Below are 16,913 nucleotides of genomic sequence, written 5' to 3' on the forward strand. Positions count from 1 at the left end.
TCCTTATATTAGTGTTTTAATATCTTACTTAAAAATATCTCTGTTCTCTTGTTTTTTGGACTGTTAAAAAATTCATTAGGCACTGCTTCTTCTAAAATGGTTCCATTTTCCATAAATATAACTCTATCGGCAACCTGCTTTGCAAAACCCATTTCGTGAGTGACAACAACCATTGTTGTGGATTTCTCTCCCGATATTTTTATCATCACGTCTAAAACTTCTTGGATAGTCTCAGGATCTAAAGCCGAAGTCGGCTCATCAAACAAAATAATCTTTTTTTGAGTGCAAAGACTTCTAGCTATCGCAACTCTTTGCTGCTGACCTCCGCTTAAAGTCGATGGATAAACATTTGCTTTATTTTCTAAACCGACTACTTTTAAGTATCTATAAGCTATCTCGTTTGCCTCTTCTTTACTTTTTTTGCGAAGTTTTATAGGTGCTAAAGTTAAATTTTGTAAAACAGTCATATGCGGATAAAGATTAAAGTGCTGAAATACCATAGCCACATTTTGTCTGCAAACTTCAAGTTTAGTTTTTTTATTTAACTCTTTTCCATCTACGATTACTCTACCGCTAGTGATCTCTTCTAGCCCATTTATACAGCGAATAGCAGTTGATTTTCCACTTCCGCTTGGACCTATGATAACTAATTTCTCGCCCTCTTTTACTGTTAAATTTATATCTTTTAATGCTTGAAAGTTGCCAAAATACTTATTAACATTTTCTAATTGAACCAATTTTAACTCCAATAATTTTATGTAACGACTATATCACATAAATATTAATGATATTATATTTGTTTAATATTTTATTAAAATAATTTAATCTATGTTTCTTATAGTAACAATTTATATAAAAAGAGTGTATTTAATAATAGAATTCAAAAATATGAGTCAAATTTATAACATAGGAGCTTTTATAAATTTAAAAAAGCTCCTTAATATATGGTTAAACGTTAAATCTAAAATGCATTACATCGCCGTCATTTACGATATATTCTTTACCTTCTAAACGCATTTTTCCAGCCTCTTTGGCTTTAGATTCTCCGCCGCAAGCAACATAATCATCGTAGCTTATAACTTCAGCACGAATAAAGCCTCTTTCAAAGTCATTATGTATGACGCTGGCTGCTTTTGGTGCTTTCCAACCTTTATGTATGGTCCAAGCTCTTACTTCAACAACTCCGGCTGTAAAGTAACTTATTAAATTTAGTTTTGCAAATGCTGTTTTTATAATACTTTCAAGACCGTTTTGCTTAGCCCCTAAACTCTCTAACATCTCATGAGCTTCATTATCATCTAGTGAGATCAGTTCTTCTTCTATCTTTGCACAAAGCTTTATAACTTCATGATTTGAATGAGAAGCATACTCTTTTACCATTTTTACATACTCATTATCGTTGGATATATCGTCTTCTGATACATTTGCGCCGTATATCACCTCTTTAGCAGATAACAGCCTGAGTTCTTTATTTAGATTGTTAAAAATATCACTATCAAAAAGCTCAAAGCTGCTTGCACTATTTCCTGCATTTAAATGTTCTAGTAATTTACTTGCACACTCAAGACTCTCTTTGGCACCTTTTGCTCCGGCTTTTGCTTCTTTGTTTAATTTTTCTATCTTTTTATTCAACTGTTCGATGTCGGCTAGAATCAGCTCTGTTTCAATTATTTCTATATCCCTTATAGGATCTATGCTATTTTCTACATGAGTAATATTTGAGTCATCAAAACATCTAACCATATGTAAAATTACTTCGGTTTCTCTTATATTTGAGAGAAATTTATTGCCAAGTCCTTCGCCTTTACTAGCGCCTTTCACAAGTCCTGCGATATCTACAAATTCGATAGTCGAATGTTGGATTTTATTTGGATTTACTATTTTTGCAAGCTCATTTAAGCGTATATCTGGAACCGGAACTATGGCTTTATTTGGCTCTATAGTGCAAAATGGATAGTTTGCAGATTCTGCATTGCTAGCTTTTGTTAACGCATTAAAAGTCGTTGATTTTCCAACATTTGGAAGTCCTACTATACCTACTGCTAAGCCCATTATTTGCAGCCTTTTTCGGCATTTCTAGCAAGTTTAACCAGATAATATAAATTTGCTCTCACTCCAGCTCCAGTAGCTCCAGACTGATTATAACCCCAAGCCTTTTCCGTATAAGCGGGTCCGGCAATATCAAGATGCAGCCATTTATCTTTATAATCGTCTTTTATAAATTTATCTAAAAATATACCGGCAGTTATAGCTCCGCCGTATCTGCTTGAAGATGTATTGCTTATATCTGCTATTTGAGATTTCACAAGTTCTCTTAAATGATCATTAAACTCTAAAATAGTCAAAAACTCGCCACTCTTTTTCGTAAAATTTTTGAACTCATTTTGGAGTTCATAGTTGTTTCCCATAATCCCTGTAGTATATTCACCAAGACCGACAACGCAAGCACCTGTTAAAGTTGCCATATCTATAAGAAGATCAGGTTTCAACTCACTTTGCGCCCAGTCAAGACAATCGGCTAGTACAAGACGACCTTCTGCGTCCGTGTTTCTTACTTCAACACTAACGCCGCTTCTGGTGATCAGCACGTCGTCCGGTTTATACGCATTACCGCCTATCATATTTTCAGTTGCACCTAAAACAGCGTGTATCTCGAAAGGAAGCCCCATTCTAGCTGCTCCCATTATGATCGCCATAGCAGCTGCCGCACCGCTTTTATCTGATTTCATAGTTAGCATATAATCACTCGGTTTTAAACTTAGTCCGCCACTATCATAAGTTAAGCCTTTACCTACAAAAACAACCTTTTTAAGACTGTTATCTTTTGGAGTATATTTTAAATGAATTAGACGAGGAGGATGCATACTAGCTCTATTTACCGCTAAAAATGCATTCATATTTTGTGATTTTATATAGTTTTCATCATGAATTTTACACTCTATACTAGGATAACTAAGGGACAGCTTTTTTGCATCTTCTGCCATTTTTTGAGGAGTATAAATATCGGGTATTTCATTTACTATATCTTTTGCATAGTTTGTAGATTCTGCTATTATCTGAGCATGTTGTAAGCCAAGATTTGCTTCAAATAAAGATATCTGCTTACCGCTAAACTCATCGATAGAAATATAAATTTCGCTTATAGAGCTCTCTTTTTTTTCAGTTTTATACTTATCAAATTTGTAACTACCTAGCAAAAATCCTTCGCCTATAGCCTGAAAACTCATTTTAAAGCAGCATCCTACGTAACTAGCCATTTTAATAGTTTTTAAATTCAAATCTTTTAATGCGTTATAAGCATTTGAAACACCTAATCTAATACTATTTGGCTCAAGATCTTTTATGCCAACATAAATTCTTCTTAAAGTTGTTAGATTAAGAACATTTTCACCTTTAAATTTAAAAAAATCAAACTCATCTCCGTCTTTTATAAATTTATGATTTAAATCTTTATTGACAACAAAAATTATTTCGTAATCGGCTTTTATATCATCTAATGGTTTTTCAATTATTGTGAATTTCATGTCGTTTTTTCCTTTCATTTAGTATATTTTTTTCCAATTGTTTAAATCCTAAAATCAACGCTGTTAAGAACAGTATGATGATAGGTATAGCAAAGTACCAGTGAGCTTCTGCCCAGTGAATCGCATTCCAGATCTGCTGACCGAAATACCAAGCTAAGAGTATTGTTATAGCAGCCCACATCCAAGCACTTAGCAAATTTATAAATGCAAATTTTTTAGCACTATAACGAGTTATACCAATACTCATAGGTATAATCGTGCGAAATCCATACATATAACGCTGGATAAAAATTATAGGCCAACCGTATCGCCCTAAAAGCAGATGCGCAACTGCGAATTTTCGTCTCTGCTTAACAAGTTTTTTTTGAATATATTTTTTATTATATCTACCTATATAAAAATAAATTTGATCTCCCACAAATCCGCCTATACCGGCTATAAACACTATCATAGCAAGATTTACATGTCCTTCGTGAGCTAGTATTCCAGCAAGTATGAGAGCTATCTCACCTTCCATAATACACCAAGCAAAAATAATAAGATACGCCCAATTTTTGTATTCAAATAATATATGTTTTAAGGTCTCTTCCATCTTTAGACCTCTAAAACACTATAAACTGGGCACTCGCTTTTAAGCTCTTTGCTTCCTCCAAGTTCCACTAAATCCACTAAAAAACAAGCTTCTACTAAATTTACGCCTAATTTTTTTAGAAGCTGAGACGAGGCTTTTGCCGTGCCTCCGGTTGCTATTAAATCATCCACCAAAAGCACTTTAGGATTTTTGATGCTATCAAATGCGTCAATGTGCATTTCAACTTCATCAAATCCATACTCCAAGCTATATTTTTGTGAAATTGTTATATAAGGAAGTTTATTTGGTTTTCTAACAGGTACAAATCCTAAATTTAGTCTCGCACTAAGTGCCGCACCTAAAATAAATCCTCTGCTCTCTATACCGACTATAAAATCTAAATTTTCATCTTTATATCTATCTTCTAGGTGATCAAGTAGAAATTTAAAAGCTTTAGCATTGCCTAAAAGCGTGGTTATATCTTTAAATATAATTCCCGGTTTTGGAAAATTTTTTATATCTCTTACAGTACCCAAAAGATACTCTTTATCAAATTTAGAAAGTTCTTTCATTGTTATCCTTACTTTATAGTAGAGCTTCTATCTTGCCCTCTAGCTCTTTTATTCTTAATCTTAATTTATCATTTTCTATACGGTACTGAGAATTTCTAGTACGAAGACTAGTAACATCTGATTTAATTTTATTTAGTTCATCTGTTAAAATATCGATATTTCCTAATGAACGTTGGAGCTGAACTTGTAGTTTCCTGATAACTATTTCGGTATCATCAAGATTATTTTTCATAAAATCACGCATTGAGCGCTCTTTTCTAAGCAAAGTTTTATAATAAAACACCATTACTACGAGATATATGCTAAAGCATATTAAAAATGTATAAAATAACCAATCCACTAGCATTTGTAGTTTCCTAATTTATAAACTCTTTTTTCATGTCTACCACCGGCAAACTCAGTAGTAAAAAATACTTTTACCATATCTTGAATGATACTAGTTCCGACTATTCTGCCGCCAAAGCAAAGTACATTTGCATCATTATGCTCACGAGCTAATTTTGCAGTAGTAGCATCATGGCAAAGAGCGCATCTTATATGAGGATGGCGATTTGCGGCTATGGATATGCCTATTCCTGTTCCGCATATTAAAATACCAAATTTAAAATCGTTATTTATATTTTCAGCCATTTTATCGGCAAAATCAGGATAATCTACGCTCATATCTTTAGAATATGCTCCAAGATCAACCACATCAAACTCGAAATTTGATAAATAACTTTTTACAAACTCCTTAGTATCAAATCCAGCGTGATCACTTGCTATAAAAATCTGAGCAACTTTCATAAAATCATCCCATAACCTTTAAATTTCGCATAATTATATCATAAAAACCTGAATTTAGCGTGATATAAGCATAGTTCTAACCAAATCCAAAATAGTATAAATAGGTGAAAAAACATAACTAGCCACTGGACTTATGATCAAAATTACAAGAATTATAAATCCATATCTGCTAAGACTTTGATATAAATTTGCTAATTTTTCAAATTTAAAAATCCTTAAAACATAAGAAAGAGCGTGTGATCCATCAAGAGGCGGTATAGGATAAAGATTAAAAATTCCTAATATCAAATTTATAGTTAAAAGCATGCTTATCGCTCTTAGGCCAAACTCTGGAGCGATTCCGAAATATATAAGCAAAAATGAAGCCAAAGCAAGTAAAAAATTATAAACAATGCCCGCCAAGCTAACACATATGGCGCCAAAATATCCACCGTTTTTAATCACTGTATATGTATTTATAGGAACAGGTTTTGCCCAACCAAATAAAACTCCGCCGGCTAAATACATAAGCGATGGAACCACAATCGTACCTAAAATATCGATATGTTTTAAAGGATTTATACTAAGTCTGCCTGCATTTTTTGCCGTATTATCTTTAAATTTAAAAGCAACAAAACCATGGGCTATCTCATGACCTACTACAAATATTATCAAAACTACAACAAGCGTTATTATAGTAGGCGCATCAAAATTACTCATGTATCAGCGTCTCATCAGTCTCTAAAGTGCTAGCGAGTCTGCCTATTCTCTCCCATCTAACTTTATACTCTTTATCCCAACTAAAATATACAAACCAAGGTTTTCCAACTATGTATTTATACGGTACGCTTCCCCAAAATCTGCTGTCATTGCTATTTTCTCTATTATCTCCGACCATAAAGAACTCATTTTCTGGAACTTTAAAGTAAAATGCATTAAAAGGAAGCCCGTCCACGGACGGAAGTTCCTGAATAAGTGCTGGAGTCATAGCAAATTTATTTTGATTTAGATAATAAAGCGCTATGGTAAATGTATCTGCGCTTTGCCCGGCAAAATTATCTTTTTCACCCCTATTTTCATAGTGAATACCTTTAAATTTATAAGGCTCTTTAACAAATTTCTTACCAAGTAGTGTAACAATATCGTTTTTATTATAGTTTTCTTCTATCTGAGCATCACCGCCAGAAGGTCTTAAATACATAGTTTTTGGTGCAAATATCACCTCATCGCCGCCATTTGCAAAATTTCTTTTTACATAGTAAATTTTAGGATCTCCGGGATATCTAAAAACAACGATATCTCCACGTTTTGGCTTACTTCCTTCTATTATATGTCCATCTCCGTCACTATCAAACCAAACAGGAACTTCTAAAAACGGAATATGCGGAGTAGAGACGCCATAAGCAAATTTTTTTACAAATAAATGATCACCTATAAGAAGCGTATTTTTCATAGAACCACTTGGTATAACAAAAGCTTGAGCGACAAAAAATATAAACAACAAAACTATAATTATAGTCCCGGTCCAACTGCTAGAAAAATTATACGCTTTAGAAAGAAATTTTTTCATACATTGCGCTTTCTATTTTTAGCAGATTTTAATGTATTACTTAAAAGCATAGCGATAGTCATAGGTCCAACGCCGCCTGGAACCGGCGTGATGAGAGAGCATTTTGGAGCAACACTATCAAAATCCACGTCGCCTACTAACTTACCACTATCTAAACGATTTATGCCTACATCAATGACTATAGCGCCATCGCTCACCATATCGGCATTTAAGAAATTTGGTCTTCCGACTGCTACTACTACAAGCTTAGCACGTCTGGTTATTTCGGGGAGATTTTTAGTTTTAGAATGAGCGATGCTTATAGTTGCTCCAGCATTTAAAAGAAGGCTCGCCATAGGCTTTCCGACTATATTGCTTCTTCCTATAACGACTGCATCGATACCTTGCAAATTTACGTCATACTCTTTTAAAAGTTCCATTATGCCAAGCGGAGTGCAAGGCACGAATCCATCAAGTCCGCTTGAGAGTTTTCCAACATTTACAGCGTGAAATCCGTCAACGTCCTTAGTCGGATCGATAGCTTCCAACACTCTGTTTGTGTCTATATGTTTTGGCAATGGAAGCTGAACTAAAATACCATCAATGCTATCGTCTAAATTTAAAACCTCTATAAGAGCTAAAAGCTCGCTTTGACTAGTTTCTTTACTAAGCCTATGCATCACCGAACCCATTTCACAAGCCAGGCAAGCTTTTTCTTTACTTGCGACGTATGTTTGGCTGGCTTTATCCTCTCCTACTAAAATTACTGCTAATGTTGGGGTTATACCTGATTTTTTTAAGCTTATTGCTTCGTTTTTTACGTATTCTTTGACTTTTGCACTTACGCTTTTTCCATCTATGATCTGCAAAGTTCATCCTTTTTTATACTTTTTTTATTACAAAAATTGTATCATATCAAAATTCAAATTAAACTCAGGTGATTTTAGATGAAATTTCTTTATATTTTTTTAATGTCTTTTAGTTTTTTAATGGCTGAAGAGTTCATAACAAAATTAGAATACGCTAAAATGCTATATCAAAATCCACGCGGCATCGGATGCAATAAATGTCACGGTGAAAAAGGAGAGGGAAGCCTCATAGTAAAATATAAAAATTTAGATAGGAAAAACAATGTTTACGTAGAAAAATCCCTTATTGCTCCAAGGATAAATAATCTCGATTTTGATAAATTTAAATCAGCAGTCAAAGAGTCAAAAGGTATAATGCCGAGCTACTTTTTAACAGATAACGAGATACTAAATTTATACGAATATATAAAAACTTTTAATAAGGAAAACAAATGACTAATAAAAATGCTTTTTTAGAAGCTAAAACATATATACCAGGCGGTGTCGATTCTCCTGTAAGGGCTTTTGGATCGGTAGGGTCAGATCCTGTTTTTATAGATCACGGCAATGGCGAGTTTTTATACGATATTGAAGGAAATGAGTATATAGATTATGTTCTTAGCTGGGGTCCTCTTATATTTGGTCATTGCGACTCGGATATAGAGGAATCTGTTATCAAAACTGCGAAAAAAGGACTTAGCTTTGGTGCTCCGTGTCTGCTTGAAACAGCTCTTGCAAAACTTGTTTTATCAAAATTTCCATGGTTGGGAAAAATTCGTTTTGTAAGCAGTGGAACAGAAGCTACAATGAGTGCAATAAGATTGGCTCGTGGATATAGCAAAAAAAACGGTATTATTAAATTCGAAGGCTGCTACCACGGACACAGCGATAGTTTATTAGTAAAAGCCGGTAGCGGAGCTACGACTTTTGGATATTCAAGCTCACTTGGAGTACCTGAAGATATCGTAAAAAACACGCACATTGCTATTTACAACGATATTCAAAGCGTAGAGCAATGCTTTAAAAATGAAGATATAGGAGTTATCATAGTAGAACCGATCGCAGGAAATATGGGATTAGTCCCAGCAGATCAAGTATTTCTAGATGCGCTTAGAAAACTTTGTGATGAGTACGGCGCGGTTTTGATATTTGATGAAGTTATGAGCGGATTTAGAGCAAGCGCTACTGGAAGCTATGAATTTAATAAAATACAAGCCGATATCGTAACTTTCGGTAAAGTAATCGGCGGAGGAATGAGTGCTGCGGCGTTTGCGGCAAAAAACGAGATAATGGAGATGATAAGCCCGCTTGGAGGAGTATATCAAGCAGGAACTTTAAGCGGAAATCCAGTAGCCATGGCAGCCGGACTTGCATCGCTAAGCAAAATATATAACTCTCCAAATTTATATAAAGATTTAGAAAACAAATCCAAATTTATAGTAGAAGCATTGGAAAATAGTGCTAAAAAAGCAGGTATAGCTTTGCAAACCGAAGTTAGAGGATCTATGTGGGGATACTTTTTTAATGATAGGCCTGTTAAAAACTATAAAGACGCATTAAACTCGGACACGAAAATGTTTGCTAAATTTCACGCACAAATGATAAAGCGCGGCATCTATCTAGCTCCTAGTCAGTTTGAAACAGGATTTGTATGCGATAAACTTAGCCAAAAAAGCCTAGAAAAAACAGCAAATGCGATAGAAGAAAGTTTCAAAGCGTTATGAGTGAAAAATCAAATAGAGCCACAAACATAAACAAAGCAATCAGAGCAGCAGACGGGTTAAGTCTTGGTATTTCTATGGTTGTAGCTGTGATAATGGGATTTGGTATTGGATGGGGTTTGAAGCTATTAAGCGGCTCTAACTGGGGACTTGGAATAGGTATTTTTATAGGCGTAGCAGCAGCTATAAATAACGTATATAAAGCTTACAAATCGCAGATTAAAAGCTATGAGGAATTTAAAAACAAACCATCACCGAATTTTAAAGACGATGATGATGAAATTTAAAAATCTTATTATATTTTATGTTTTTTTAGACGCTGTTCTGATACTATTTATGGCAGCGTTTGGATATATTTATCTTTTAAATTCGCAAGTAGCTTTTATCTGTTCTACTTTTATACTTTTTACTAGTTATTACGGATACAAAAAAAGAATTAATGAAAAATCTATAAATTATCAATTAAGTGCGCAAGAAAAATCATTTTTTGACGATAATGAAGAAGATGATAATGATTTAGATATAAAAGAGATCAAAAAAAAGGCTAAATTTAAAAAAATGGATATTGTAGGAGCATTTAAACCATATAGGCTGCTTGGATATATTACTCTTATTTTAGCATTTTTTATGCTTCTAAGAAGAGAATTATTTGAGCCGTTTTCTTTCCTCTTAGGGCTAGTTTTGATGCCTCTTGGAGTATTTTTAGCTGGAGTTTTTACACGTGGTAAGTAGCAAAAGAGTTATAATATCGCTAAGTGCGCTATTTTTTGGAATGTCATTCATTTTTATTGCAAACGGTTTAGTAGTAAGTTCTGCTGGTGTGCTCCTTACTAGTATGAATGCAGATAAAACGATGATCGGAGTGATAACATCGTTTTTTTTCATAGGAGCGCTTACTTGCACGGTAGTTTCTCATAGACTTATTTCAAAAGTCGGTCATATGAGAGCTTATGCTATATTTACTGCAATTTTTGCTATTTCAGCTTTATTGCATGATTTAAGCAGCAATCTTATAGTTTGGGCTTTTTTAAGATTTATGCTCGGATTTTGTTATTATAGTATAGTAATGGTAATAGAAAGCTGGCTAAATGCAAAAACCGCAAACTCTATTAGATCACGAGTTTTAGCGTTTTATGAGATTATATTTTACAGCTGCTTTGGTCTAGGAGCTATTATTATGAGTCTAAATTTAGATGCTACAAAAGTATTTTTAATAGGAACTATATTCATTATACTAGGTTCCATTCCTCTTAATTTTTTAAAAGTAAGGTCACCGCAAATTCCCCAAACTGCAAATATTAGCCTACCTAAAATTTACGGTATAGCTCCTCTGGCCTTAGCAACTAGCATAGTAGCAGGACTTCTTATAAATGGATTTTTTTCCATGTCTGCTCTATTTATACTAGCTCAAGGATATAGTGCAAAAGAAGCCGGCGTATTTATAGTTTCATCTATGTGCGGTGGATTTTTATCACATATGTTTTTTGGAGTTTTATCGGATAAATTTGGAAGAAAATTTGCCATTATTTTAGCCTCTTGTATAGCACTTATCTCTTCACTTTTATTTATAGTTATAAAACCGTCTATAAATATTCAATATATTTTTGCATTTTTTTTAGGTATAGGAATTTTCGTATTATATGCACTAGCTCTTGCTAGAGCAAATGATGTTATAGAAGATAAAAGCAGATGCGTAGAAGTCGGGAGAGCGCTGTTATTTAGCTATCTTTTAGGATCATTTTTTTCTCCACTTATAATCGGATTTGCGATAAATACGCTTGGGGATTTTGGTTTTATATATTTTTATAGTTTAACGCTTGCTTTGCTGATAGTATTTGCAATATTTCAAAAATCAATTCCAAAAGAACTTGAAGTCGCATTTACAAGACATAGCGGTCATAGCGTAGTTTTTGATGAGCTAAAAGATGATAATCACAAACAATAATCAAGCCGCTCAGTCCCAAATTACCCAAAAAGACGAGAAAAAAGAGGAGAAAAAAGACCTCAAATCAGAGATCTCGTCTAAAACTATATTTAAAAAAGATGTCATACAAAACGCAGATATACCTCTTTCAGAGCTTGATTTAGAATTAAATAAACTAACTAACAAACTACTAAACGCTTTAAAAGCAAGCAATGAAGAGGGCGGATATAAGCCAAAAATTTTAGCTGAAGTCAAGATGGCTCAAGTGGCTCCAAATTTAGCAAAAGATCTAAACGAACTATCAAAAGCACTAAAATCAGAACCGTCTCTTATAAAACTTGCAAATAAACTAGATGAGTTTTTAAAACCTGTTGAGCATATAAAAAATACAAATATGGCTCAAACCATAAAAGATACGGGCATTATGTTAGAAGCTAAAATAGCTCAAAGTTTAAACCCTCAAACTCTGCCCACAAGTATAAAAGAGCTTTTAAGTCTTATGAAAAATGTTTCAAATAAGCAGCTTGAAAATAGTTTTTTAAATTTAGCAAAGGATGAAAGTACGGATATAGCAAAAAATTTTGAAAATTTAAAAAATATATTGCAAAATGCAAAAGATAAAAATCAACAAATAATCCAAACTTCAAATTTTAAAGGTCTTATAGACACTCATGCGAAATTAGAAAATGCGATAAAATACCTAGATAAATTATCAAATTTAATGCAGACAAAAAGTGACAAATTAAATATAAAAAGCGTAGAAGTACAAATGCCAAAAGTACTAGATCAAATAACGCAAATAGTAAAAAATTCGGAACAAATTTTATCTAAAATTAATTTTGAATTACCGAATTTAAAAGATATTAAAGAGATAAAAAACGAGTTTATAAAAACTATAAACAACATAAAAACGGAAATAGAAAATATAAAAAGTAGCTTAAAAAAAGATCATGATATAGCACTAAATAGAGATCTAAAACAAATAGCTGCGCAAAAGCTTGATGCAACAACGAAACAAGCTGTTCAAGCAGTACAAAAAGAAGCAGCACCGAATACTCAAATAAACCTTTCAAATTTAATAAACTCATTAAGCAGCGAAACATCACAAAATCAAGTAGCAAACATAAATTTATCCATAATGACAAAAGAGATAAGCACTGATGCTAATAGTCTAAATTTACAAGAAAAGCTTAATCTAGCCGCTAAAAAACTATCAAACATAATAAACTTTTTTGATAAAAATAGCGTCGATGCAAAAAATAACGTAACTGAAATAAAACATCTCTTAAAAGCCGCTTTAAGAGCTGGAAACGACATAGATAAAATCATTCCTTTTGATGAAAACACGAGTTTTAAAAATCTGCAAAACGATATAAAAGGAGCATTACTAAACATAAAAGAAGCAACCGCTAATCAGCAAAGCTTAAACAATATAAATCAAAACGTAAATCGCTTAATAACTCAAATTGAAATGCATCAATTAATAAGCTTTGCTCAAAATTCGGTGCAGACGTATTTGCCGTATACTTGGGATGGATTAGAAAGCAGCACGGTTGCTTTTAAGCATGGTAAAAAGAATAAATTCTATGCAAAAATAGATCTTAATTTTATTAAATTTGGATCTATTTCGGTAGTTTTGGGACTATTTGATACGAAATATATAGATATTTCGATATTAACCGGTACAGATGAGTTTAAAAATATAATTTTAAGCTCCAGTAAAGAGCTTAAATCAGCCATAACAAATTTAGGACTCATAGTAAGTAGTTTTACGCTTGCTAACAAATCTAAATTTGAACCATACAATGAAGAAAAAGCATTTGATCTTGGATTCAATGTGAAGGCTTAAAATGGCGAAAATTAAAAAAGCTGTGGCTTTAGGATATAATAAAAAAAGAGACAACGCTCCAAAAGTACTAGCATCTGGAAAAGGCGAGATGGCTAGCAAAATCATAGAAGAAGCTCAAAAACATAAAATACCTATAAAAGAGGATTTGGACCTTGTAGAAATACTCAGCAAAATAGATATAAACCAAGAAATTCCACCGAATTTATACAAAGCGGTAGCTGAAGTATTTAGCTTTTTATATAGAGCAACAAAGACAAAAAACTAAACTATTTTATCTCTTTCTTTATGTATTTTTGATCTATATAACCCATATCTAGCAACTTATTATAAATTTTAGCGACAATAGGTCCCCCGGCGCTTCCTCCGCTACTACCGTGCTCTACCAAAACAGTAACTACAAACTGTGGATCTTCATATGGCCCATAAGTAGTAATCCACGCGTGAGATCTCTCATAGCGTTTCATCTCAGACTCTTTCATTCTAGTTTTCTCGCTTTGAGATATTCCTACTACTTGCGCCGTTCCTGTTTTTGCTCCAAGAGATATTTTAGACGCACTTAAAGCTCTAAAACCAGTTCCGCCCTGAACATTTGCAACCTCATACATACCGCGTCTAATATATTTTAGATATGATTTTTCTTGCGGGGTTAAGATATCTTTAGTTTTCCACTCTACGATCTCACCATCTATGCTATGCAAAAAATGTGGCGTCATATCAACACCAGAAGCAAAGATAGCAGTATCTCTTGCTACTTGCACAGGAGTAGCCAAAAAGCTTCCTTGACCAATAGACGTGTTTAACGTATCTCCTTGATACCAAGGCTCTTTTGATTTTGTTCTTTTCCAATCTTTATTTGGAACTATACCTATATACTCATTTGGAAGATCAATTCCACTTCTAACGCCAAATCCGTATTTCTCCAAAACAGGAGCGATAATATCGATGCCTACTTTATACGAACCTCTATAAAAATATGTATCGCAACTCTCTTTTAAAGCTTCGACTATAGTCATATTTACATAACCGTAATTTTTCCAGTTACGAAATTTCCTGCCACCAAGTTCAAAATACGGATCACACATTATCTTTGTAGTAGGATCTATCTTCCCGCTATCAAAAAACGCCATTCCCATAGCCATTTTGACAACGCTTCCTGGAGGATATAGAGAATTTACTAATTTGTTGGTAAACGGATGATCTAAATTATTTATAATGGCATCCCACTCTTTTTGAGTTATCCCCGTTACAAATGGATTTAAATCATACTCCGGGAAACTTCCTGCAGCTAAAATAGCACCATCTTTAAGGCTCATCACTACCACTGCTCCGGAGTCTTTATTAAATGCTTCAGTAACATACTGCTGCAACTCTGATTCTAAAGTAAGAGTTATATCTTTACTAGTAGCTGGCGAATATGATACCTCTTCAACTTCTTGATTGAGCGCGGTAACTTTGGTTTTTCTCTCTCCCCTGCTGCCTTGTAAAATTTGATTATAATATCTCTCAACACCGCTTCTTCCGGTATAATTTGTAAGCTTAGTCAGCTCATCGGTTTCTACATCTTTTTGGTTTGCTCTGCCGACATATCCTATAACATGGCTTGCTAAATTATTAAACGGATAATGACGCTTACTAGCTGGTTTAATCATGATATTTTCTCTTAAACTCAGCTTCGCAAAATGAGGAATCATACTATCATAATCTACAAATTCAATGACTTCTACAAAGTCTTGATTATATGGAGAGTCGTTTTTTAAATACTCTTTTTTTAATTTTGTAACATTTAAATCCGTAAAAGTATGAGTTAAAATTTTTAGCTCTTCATCTAAAACTTTCTCATTTTTTCTTAAGTGAGGCTTTACTAACACTGAAAAACCAAGCCTATTTACGGCTAACGGTTTTCCTTTTATATCAAAGACTTGCCCTCTAACAGGAGCTATAAGCTCAGTTTTAATAGCGTTTTTTTCAGCTATTTCTTCATAATATTCATTTGATTTTATACTTAAATAATATATTCTAACAAGCAAAATAGCCCATACTAAAATCAAGATAGCATAAACAATACGCATTCTCATAATACTCTTTCCTTAAAAAGAAGTATAGCTATAACAGATTCAACAACTATATAAATAAGATATTCATAACTTATCCAAAGTCGCGGTTGATTTAAAATATATAAGATTAAATTGCTCATCAAAAGAGTTCCTATATATCCACTAAAAACAAATATAATAAGCAGACATTGTCTCCATTTCATATTTACTTTTAGCCAATCATGTATAAAATAGTAAAATATCAAAAAATTTAAAATTGTAGAAAATAGCTCAAATCCATGTATCTGCTCAGCAAAAATAAGAAATAAAATAGCCAGATACCATCTCTTATCAAAGTTATTCATATTTCTTTCGCTCTCATTTTTGAGTATAACTATATAGGCAAAAAATAACCCGATAAAAGGCGGCACTATGTGGCTAGTAGAACTTAGTATTTCATAAGCTATAAGCATAGCACAAAATACAATAAATCTTAAAGATAGTAAATTAACGCTATTTCGTTGCATACTGGAAAATGTTTGCATTTGATACAATCGGCCCAAATTTTTTGAGCCGGAAGCTTCTCTTTTGATATCTCATTAAAACCTAATTTTTCAAAAAAACTTTTTTGATAAGTCAATGTAAAAACCTGCTCAATTTCTAAGTCATTAGCTTCTTTTAAGAGCTCTTTTACAAGCCCGCCTCCTATACCTTGACCTCTTAAATTCTCTTTTATAACAAGGCTTCTTACTTCAGCTAAATTTGAAGCATGAATGTGAAGCGCACTATAACCGACTAACTCATCATCTTTATAAGCAAGCGTATATGAACGGATATTAGTAGCTATTTCATCATCATTTCTAGATAAAATTATTCCGTTTTCTATCTCTTTTTTCACTATGGATTGCATAAGAGGTATGTTTTTTAATTTTGCTTTTTTATATGTTATCATTGAAACCTACAGTCCAAAAACACTATTATATATAGTTTCACTGGCTTTGTCTATACCGGTTTTTTTTGTACTAGATACCAAAATAGCAGAACTATCCATCTTTAATACTTTTGATCTTTCGCTCTGATTTAGCTTATCGCATTTTGTGTATAAATTTAAAATCTTTTGATCATTTCTTATAAATTCATTAAGATAAACACCTAAATTCTCATCTTTTTCTAAATTTGCATGTCTAGAGTCAACTAAATGAACAAAAGTTTTTATATTAATTCTATTTTTTAAAAACTCATCTAAATTTTTCTGCCATGCGCTATAAAGACTTTTGCTTACTTTAGCATAACCAAACCCCGGTAAATCTACAAATATAATAGGTATTTTTTGTCCATCATTATCAAAAATTACTTCAAAAAAGTTTATCAGCTGAGTTTTTCCCGGAGTAGAACTGGACTTTGCCAAACCTTGATGATTTGTAAGGGCATTTATTATAGAACTCTTACCAACATTGCTACGCCCTAAAAATGCGACTTCGCTGATACCAAAATCAGGAGCGTCCAAAGAATTTACAGATGACGTAAGAAACTTAGCGCTTACTATCCTTATCACGT

At 33.1% G+C, this 16,913-nt stretch carries 21 protein-coding genes; 7 read left to right on the forward strand and 14 right to left on the reverse strand.

The window, feature by feature from the left end; genetic code table 11:
* Nucleotides 1-8: 8 nt before the first annotated feature.
* The 10 genes from RVY88_RS01060 to folD all read right to left on the reverse strand — a co-directional run bounded on the left by RVY88_RS01060 (nt 9) and on the right by folD (nt 7,850).
* Nucleotides 9-737 (reverse strand): amino acid ABC transporter ATP-binding protein, encoded by a 729-nt coding sequence (locus RVY88_RS01060; RefSeq protein WP_162167506.1) that lies wholly within the window; start codon nt 735-737, stop codon nt 9-11.
* 211 nt (nt 738-948) lie between these two features.
* Nucleotides 949-2,052, reverse strand: coding sequence for a redox-regulated ATPase YchF (gene ychF, locus RVY88_RS01065; RefSeq protein ID WP_162167507.1), 1,104 nt, complete (start codon nt 2,050-2,052; stop codon nt 949-951).
* The gene (locus tag RVY88_RS01070; protein WP_065844363.1) at nt 2,052-3,524 is read right to left on the reverse strand and encodes a leucyl aminopeptidase; all 1,473 of its coding nucleotides are present in this window, start codon (nt 3,522-3,524) and stop codon (nt 2,052-2,054) included. Before RVY88_RS01070 ends, ychF begins: the two co-directional genes overlap by 1 nt.
* Nucleotides 3,505-4,116: a DedA family protein gene (locus RVY88_RS01075; RefSeq protein WP_002849819.1), complete on the reverse strand. Its 612-nt coding sequence runs from the start codon at nt 4,114-4,116 to the stop codon at nt 3,505-3,507. Before RVY88_RS01075 ends, RVY88_RS01070 begins: the two co-directional genes overlap by 20 nt.
* A gap of 2 nt (nt 4,117-4,118) precedes the next feature.
* Nucleotides 4,119-4,667: an adenine phosphoribosyltransferase gene (gene apt / locus RVY88_RS01080; RefSeq protein ID WP_162167508.1), complete on the reverse strand. Its 549-nt coding sequence runs from the start codon at nt 4,665-4,667 to the stop codon at nt 4,119-4,121.
* 13 nt (nt 4,668-4,680) lie between these two features.
* Nucleotides 4,681-5,013, reverse strand: coding sequence for a membrane protein (locus RVY88_RS01085; RefSeq protein WP_002849821.1), 333 nt, complete (start codon nt 5,011-5,013; stop codon nt 4,681-4,683).
* Nucleotides 5,007-5,453, reverse strand: coding sequence for a ribose 5-phosphate isomerase B (rpiB, locus tag RVY88_RS01090; RefSeq protein ID WP_002849823.1), 447 nt, complete (start codon nt 5,451-5,453; stop codon nt 5,007-5,009). Before rpiB ends, RVY88_RS01085 begins: the two co-directional genes overlap by 7 nt.
* A gap of 54 nt (nt 5,454-5,507) precedes the next feature.
* On the reverse strand, nt 5,508-6,152 hold the full coding sequence (locus tag RVY88_RS01095) for a site-2 protease family protein (protein WP_162167509.1): 645 nt from the start codon (nt 6,150-6,152) through the stop codon (nt 5,508-5,510).
* Nucleotides 6,145-7,002 carry a signal peptidase I gene (lepB, locus tag RVY88_RS01100; RefSeq protein ID WP_002849827.1) on the reverse strand — a complete coding sequence of 286 codons (858 nt, stop codon included), beginning with the start codon at nt 7,000-7,002 and terminating at the stop codon, nt 6,145-6,147. The genes RVY88_RS01095 and lepB overlap by 8 nt, the downstream gene beginning before the upstream one ends.
* Nucleotides 6,999-7,850 carry a bifunctional methylenetetrahydrofolate dehydrogenase/methenyltetrahydrofolate cyclohydrolase FolD gene (gene folD, locus RVY88_RS01105; RefSeq protein ID WP_010402657.1) on the reverse strand — a complete coding sequence of 284 codons (852 nt, stop codon included), beginning with the start codon at nt 7,848-7,850 and terminating at the stop codon, nt 6,999-7,001. The genes lepB and folD overlap by 4 nt, the downstream gene beginning before the upstream one ends.
* 78 nt (nt 7,851-7,928) lie before the next feature.
* Between folD and RVY88_RS01110 the strand changes: the two genes are divergently transcribed.
* Genes RVY88_RS01110 through RVY88_RS01140 form a run of 7 tightly spaced genes read left to right on the forward strand, consistent with a single transcriptional unit; the run spans nt 7,929 to nt 13,588 of the window.
* Nucleotides 7,929-8,285: a c-type cytochrome gene (locus RVY88_RS01110; protein WP_011732105.1), complete on the forward strand. Its 357-nt coding sequence runs from the start codon at nt 7,929-7,931 to the stop codon at nt 8,283-8,285.
* Complete coding sequence (hemL, locus tag RVY88_RS01115; protein WP_162167510.1) at nt 8,282-9,553, forward strand: glutamate-1-semialdehyde 2,1-aminomutase; 1,272 nt, start codon at nt 8,282-8,284, stop codon at nt 9,551-9,553. The genes RVY88_RS01110 and hemL overlap by 4 nt, the downstream gene beginning before the upstream one ends.
* Entirely contained in the window at nt 9,550-9,837 is a 288-nt protein-coding gene (locus RVY88_RS01120; protein ID WP_011732106.1) for an AtpZ/AtpI family protein, read from the forward strand. The genes hemL and RVY88_RS01120 overlap by 4 nt, the downstream gene beginning before the upstream one ends.
* Nucleotides 9,827-10,282, forward strand: coding sequence for a hypothetical protein (locus RVY88_RS01125; protein WP_011732107.1), 456 nt, complete (start codon nt 9,827-9,829; stop codon nt 10,280-10,282). Before RVY88_RS01120 ends, RVY88_RS01125 begins: the two co-directional genes overlap by 11 nt.
* A 40-nt stretch (nt 10,283-10,322) precedes the next feature.
* A complete protein-coding gene (locus tag RVY88_RS01130) occupies nt 10,323-11,495 on the forward strand; it encodes an MFS transporter (RefSeq protein ID WP_049752896.1) in 1,173 nt (390 codons plus the stop codon).
* Nucleotides 11,476-13,323, forward strand: coding sequence for a hypothetical protein (locus RVY88_RS01135; protein WP_162167511.1), 1,848 nt, complete (start codon nt 11,476-11,478; stop codon nt 13,321-13,323). Before RVY88_RS01130 ends, RVY88_RS01135 begins: the two co-directional genes overlap by 20 nt.
* 1 nt (nt 13,324) lies before the next feature.
* A complete protein-coding gene (locus RVY88_RS01140; RefSeq protein WP_042960315.1) occupies nt 13,325-13,588 on the forward strand; it encodes a FlhB-like flagellar biosynthesis protein in 264 nt (87 codons plus the stop codon).
* Between the two features lies 1 nt (nt 13,589).
* Here RVY88_RS01140 and mrdA read toward each other — a convergent pair whose 3' ends face one another.
* Genes mrdA through yihA form a run of 4 tightly spaced genes read right to left on the reverse strand, consistent with a single transcriptional unit; the run spans nt 13,590 to nt 16,911 of the window.
* Nucleotides 13,590-15,398 carry a penicillin-binding protein 2 gene (gene mrdA / locus RVY88_RS01145; protein ID WP_317051240.1) on the reverse strand — a complete coding sequence of 603 codons (1,809 nt, stop codon included), beginning with the start codon at nt 15,396-15,398 and terminating at the stop codon, nt 13,590-13,592.
* The gene (locus RVY88_RS01150) at nt 15,395-15,883 is read right to left on the reverse strand and encodes a hypothetical protein (RefSeq protein ID WP_065844367.1); all 489 of its coding nucleotides are present in this window, start codon (nt 15,881-15,883) and stop codon (nt 15,395-15,397) included. The genes mrdA and RVY88_RS01150 overlap by 4 nt, the downstream gene beginning before the upstream one ends.
* Entirely contained in the window at nt 15,850-16,308 is a 459-nt protein-coding gene (locus RVY88_RS01155) for an N-acetyltransferase (RefSeq protein WP_011732112.1), read from the reverse strand. The genes RVY88_RS01150 and RVY88_RS01155 overlap by 34 nt, the downstream gene beginning before the upstream one ends.
* Nucleotides 16,309-16,314: 6 nt before the next feature.
* Nucleotides 16,315-16,911 (reverse strand): ribosome biogenesis GTP-binding protein YihA/YsxC, encoded by a 597-nt coding sequence (yihA, locus tag RVY88_RS01160; protein WP_002849842.1) that lies wholly within the window; start codon nt 16,909-16,911, stop codon nt 16,315-16,317.
* Nucleotides 16,912-16,913 lie beyond the last annotated feature (2 nt).

The organism is Campylobacter sp. TJR-1 (assembly GCF_032840035.1).
Lineage (GTDB): Bacteria > Campylobacterota > Campylobacteria > Campylobacterales > Campylobacteraceae > Campylobacter > Campylobacter fetus.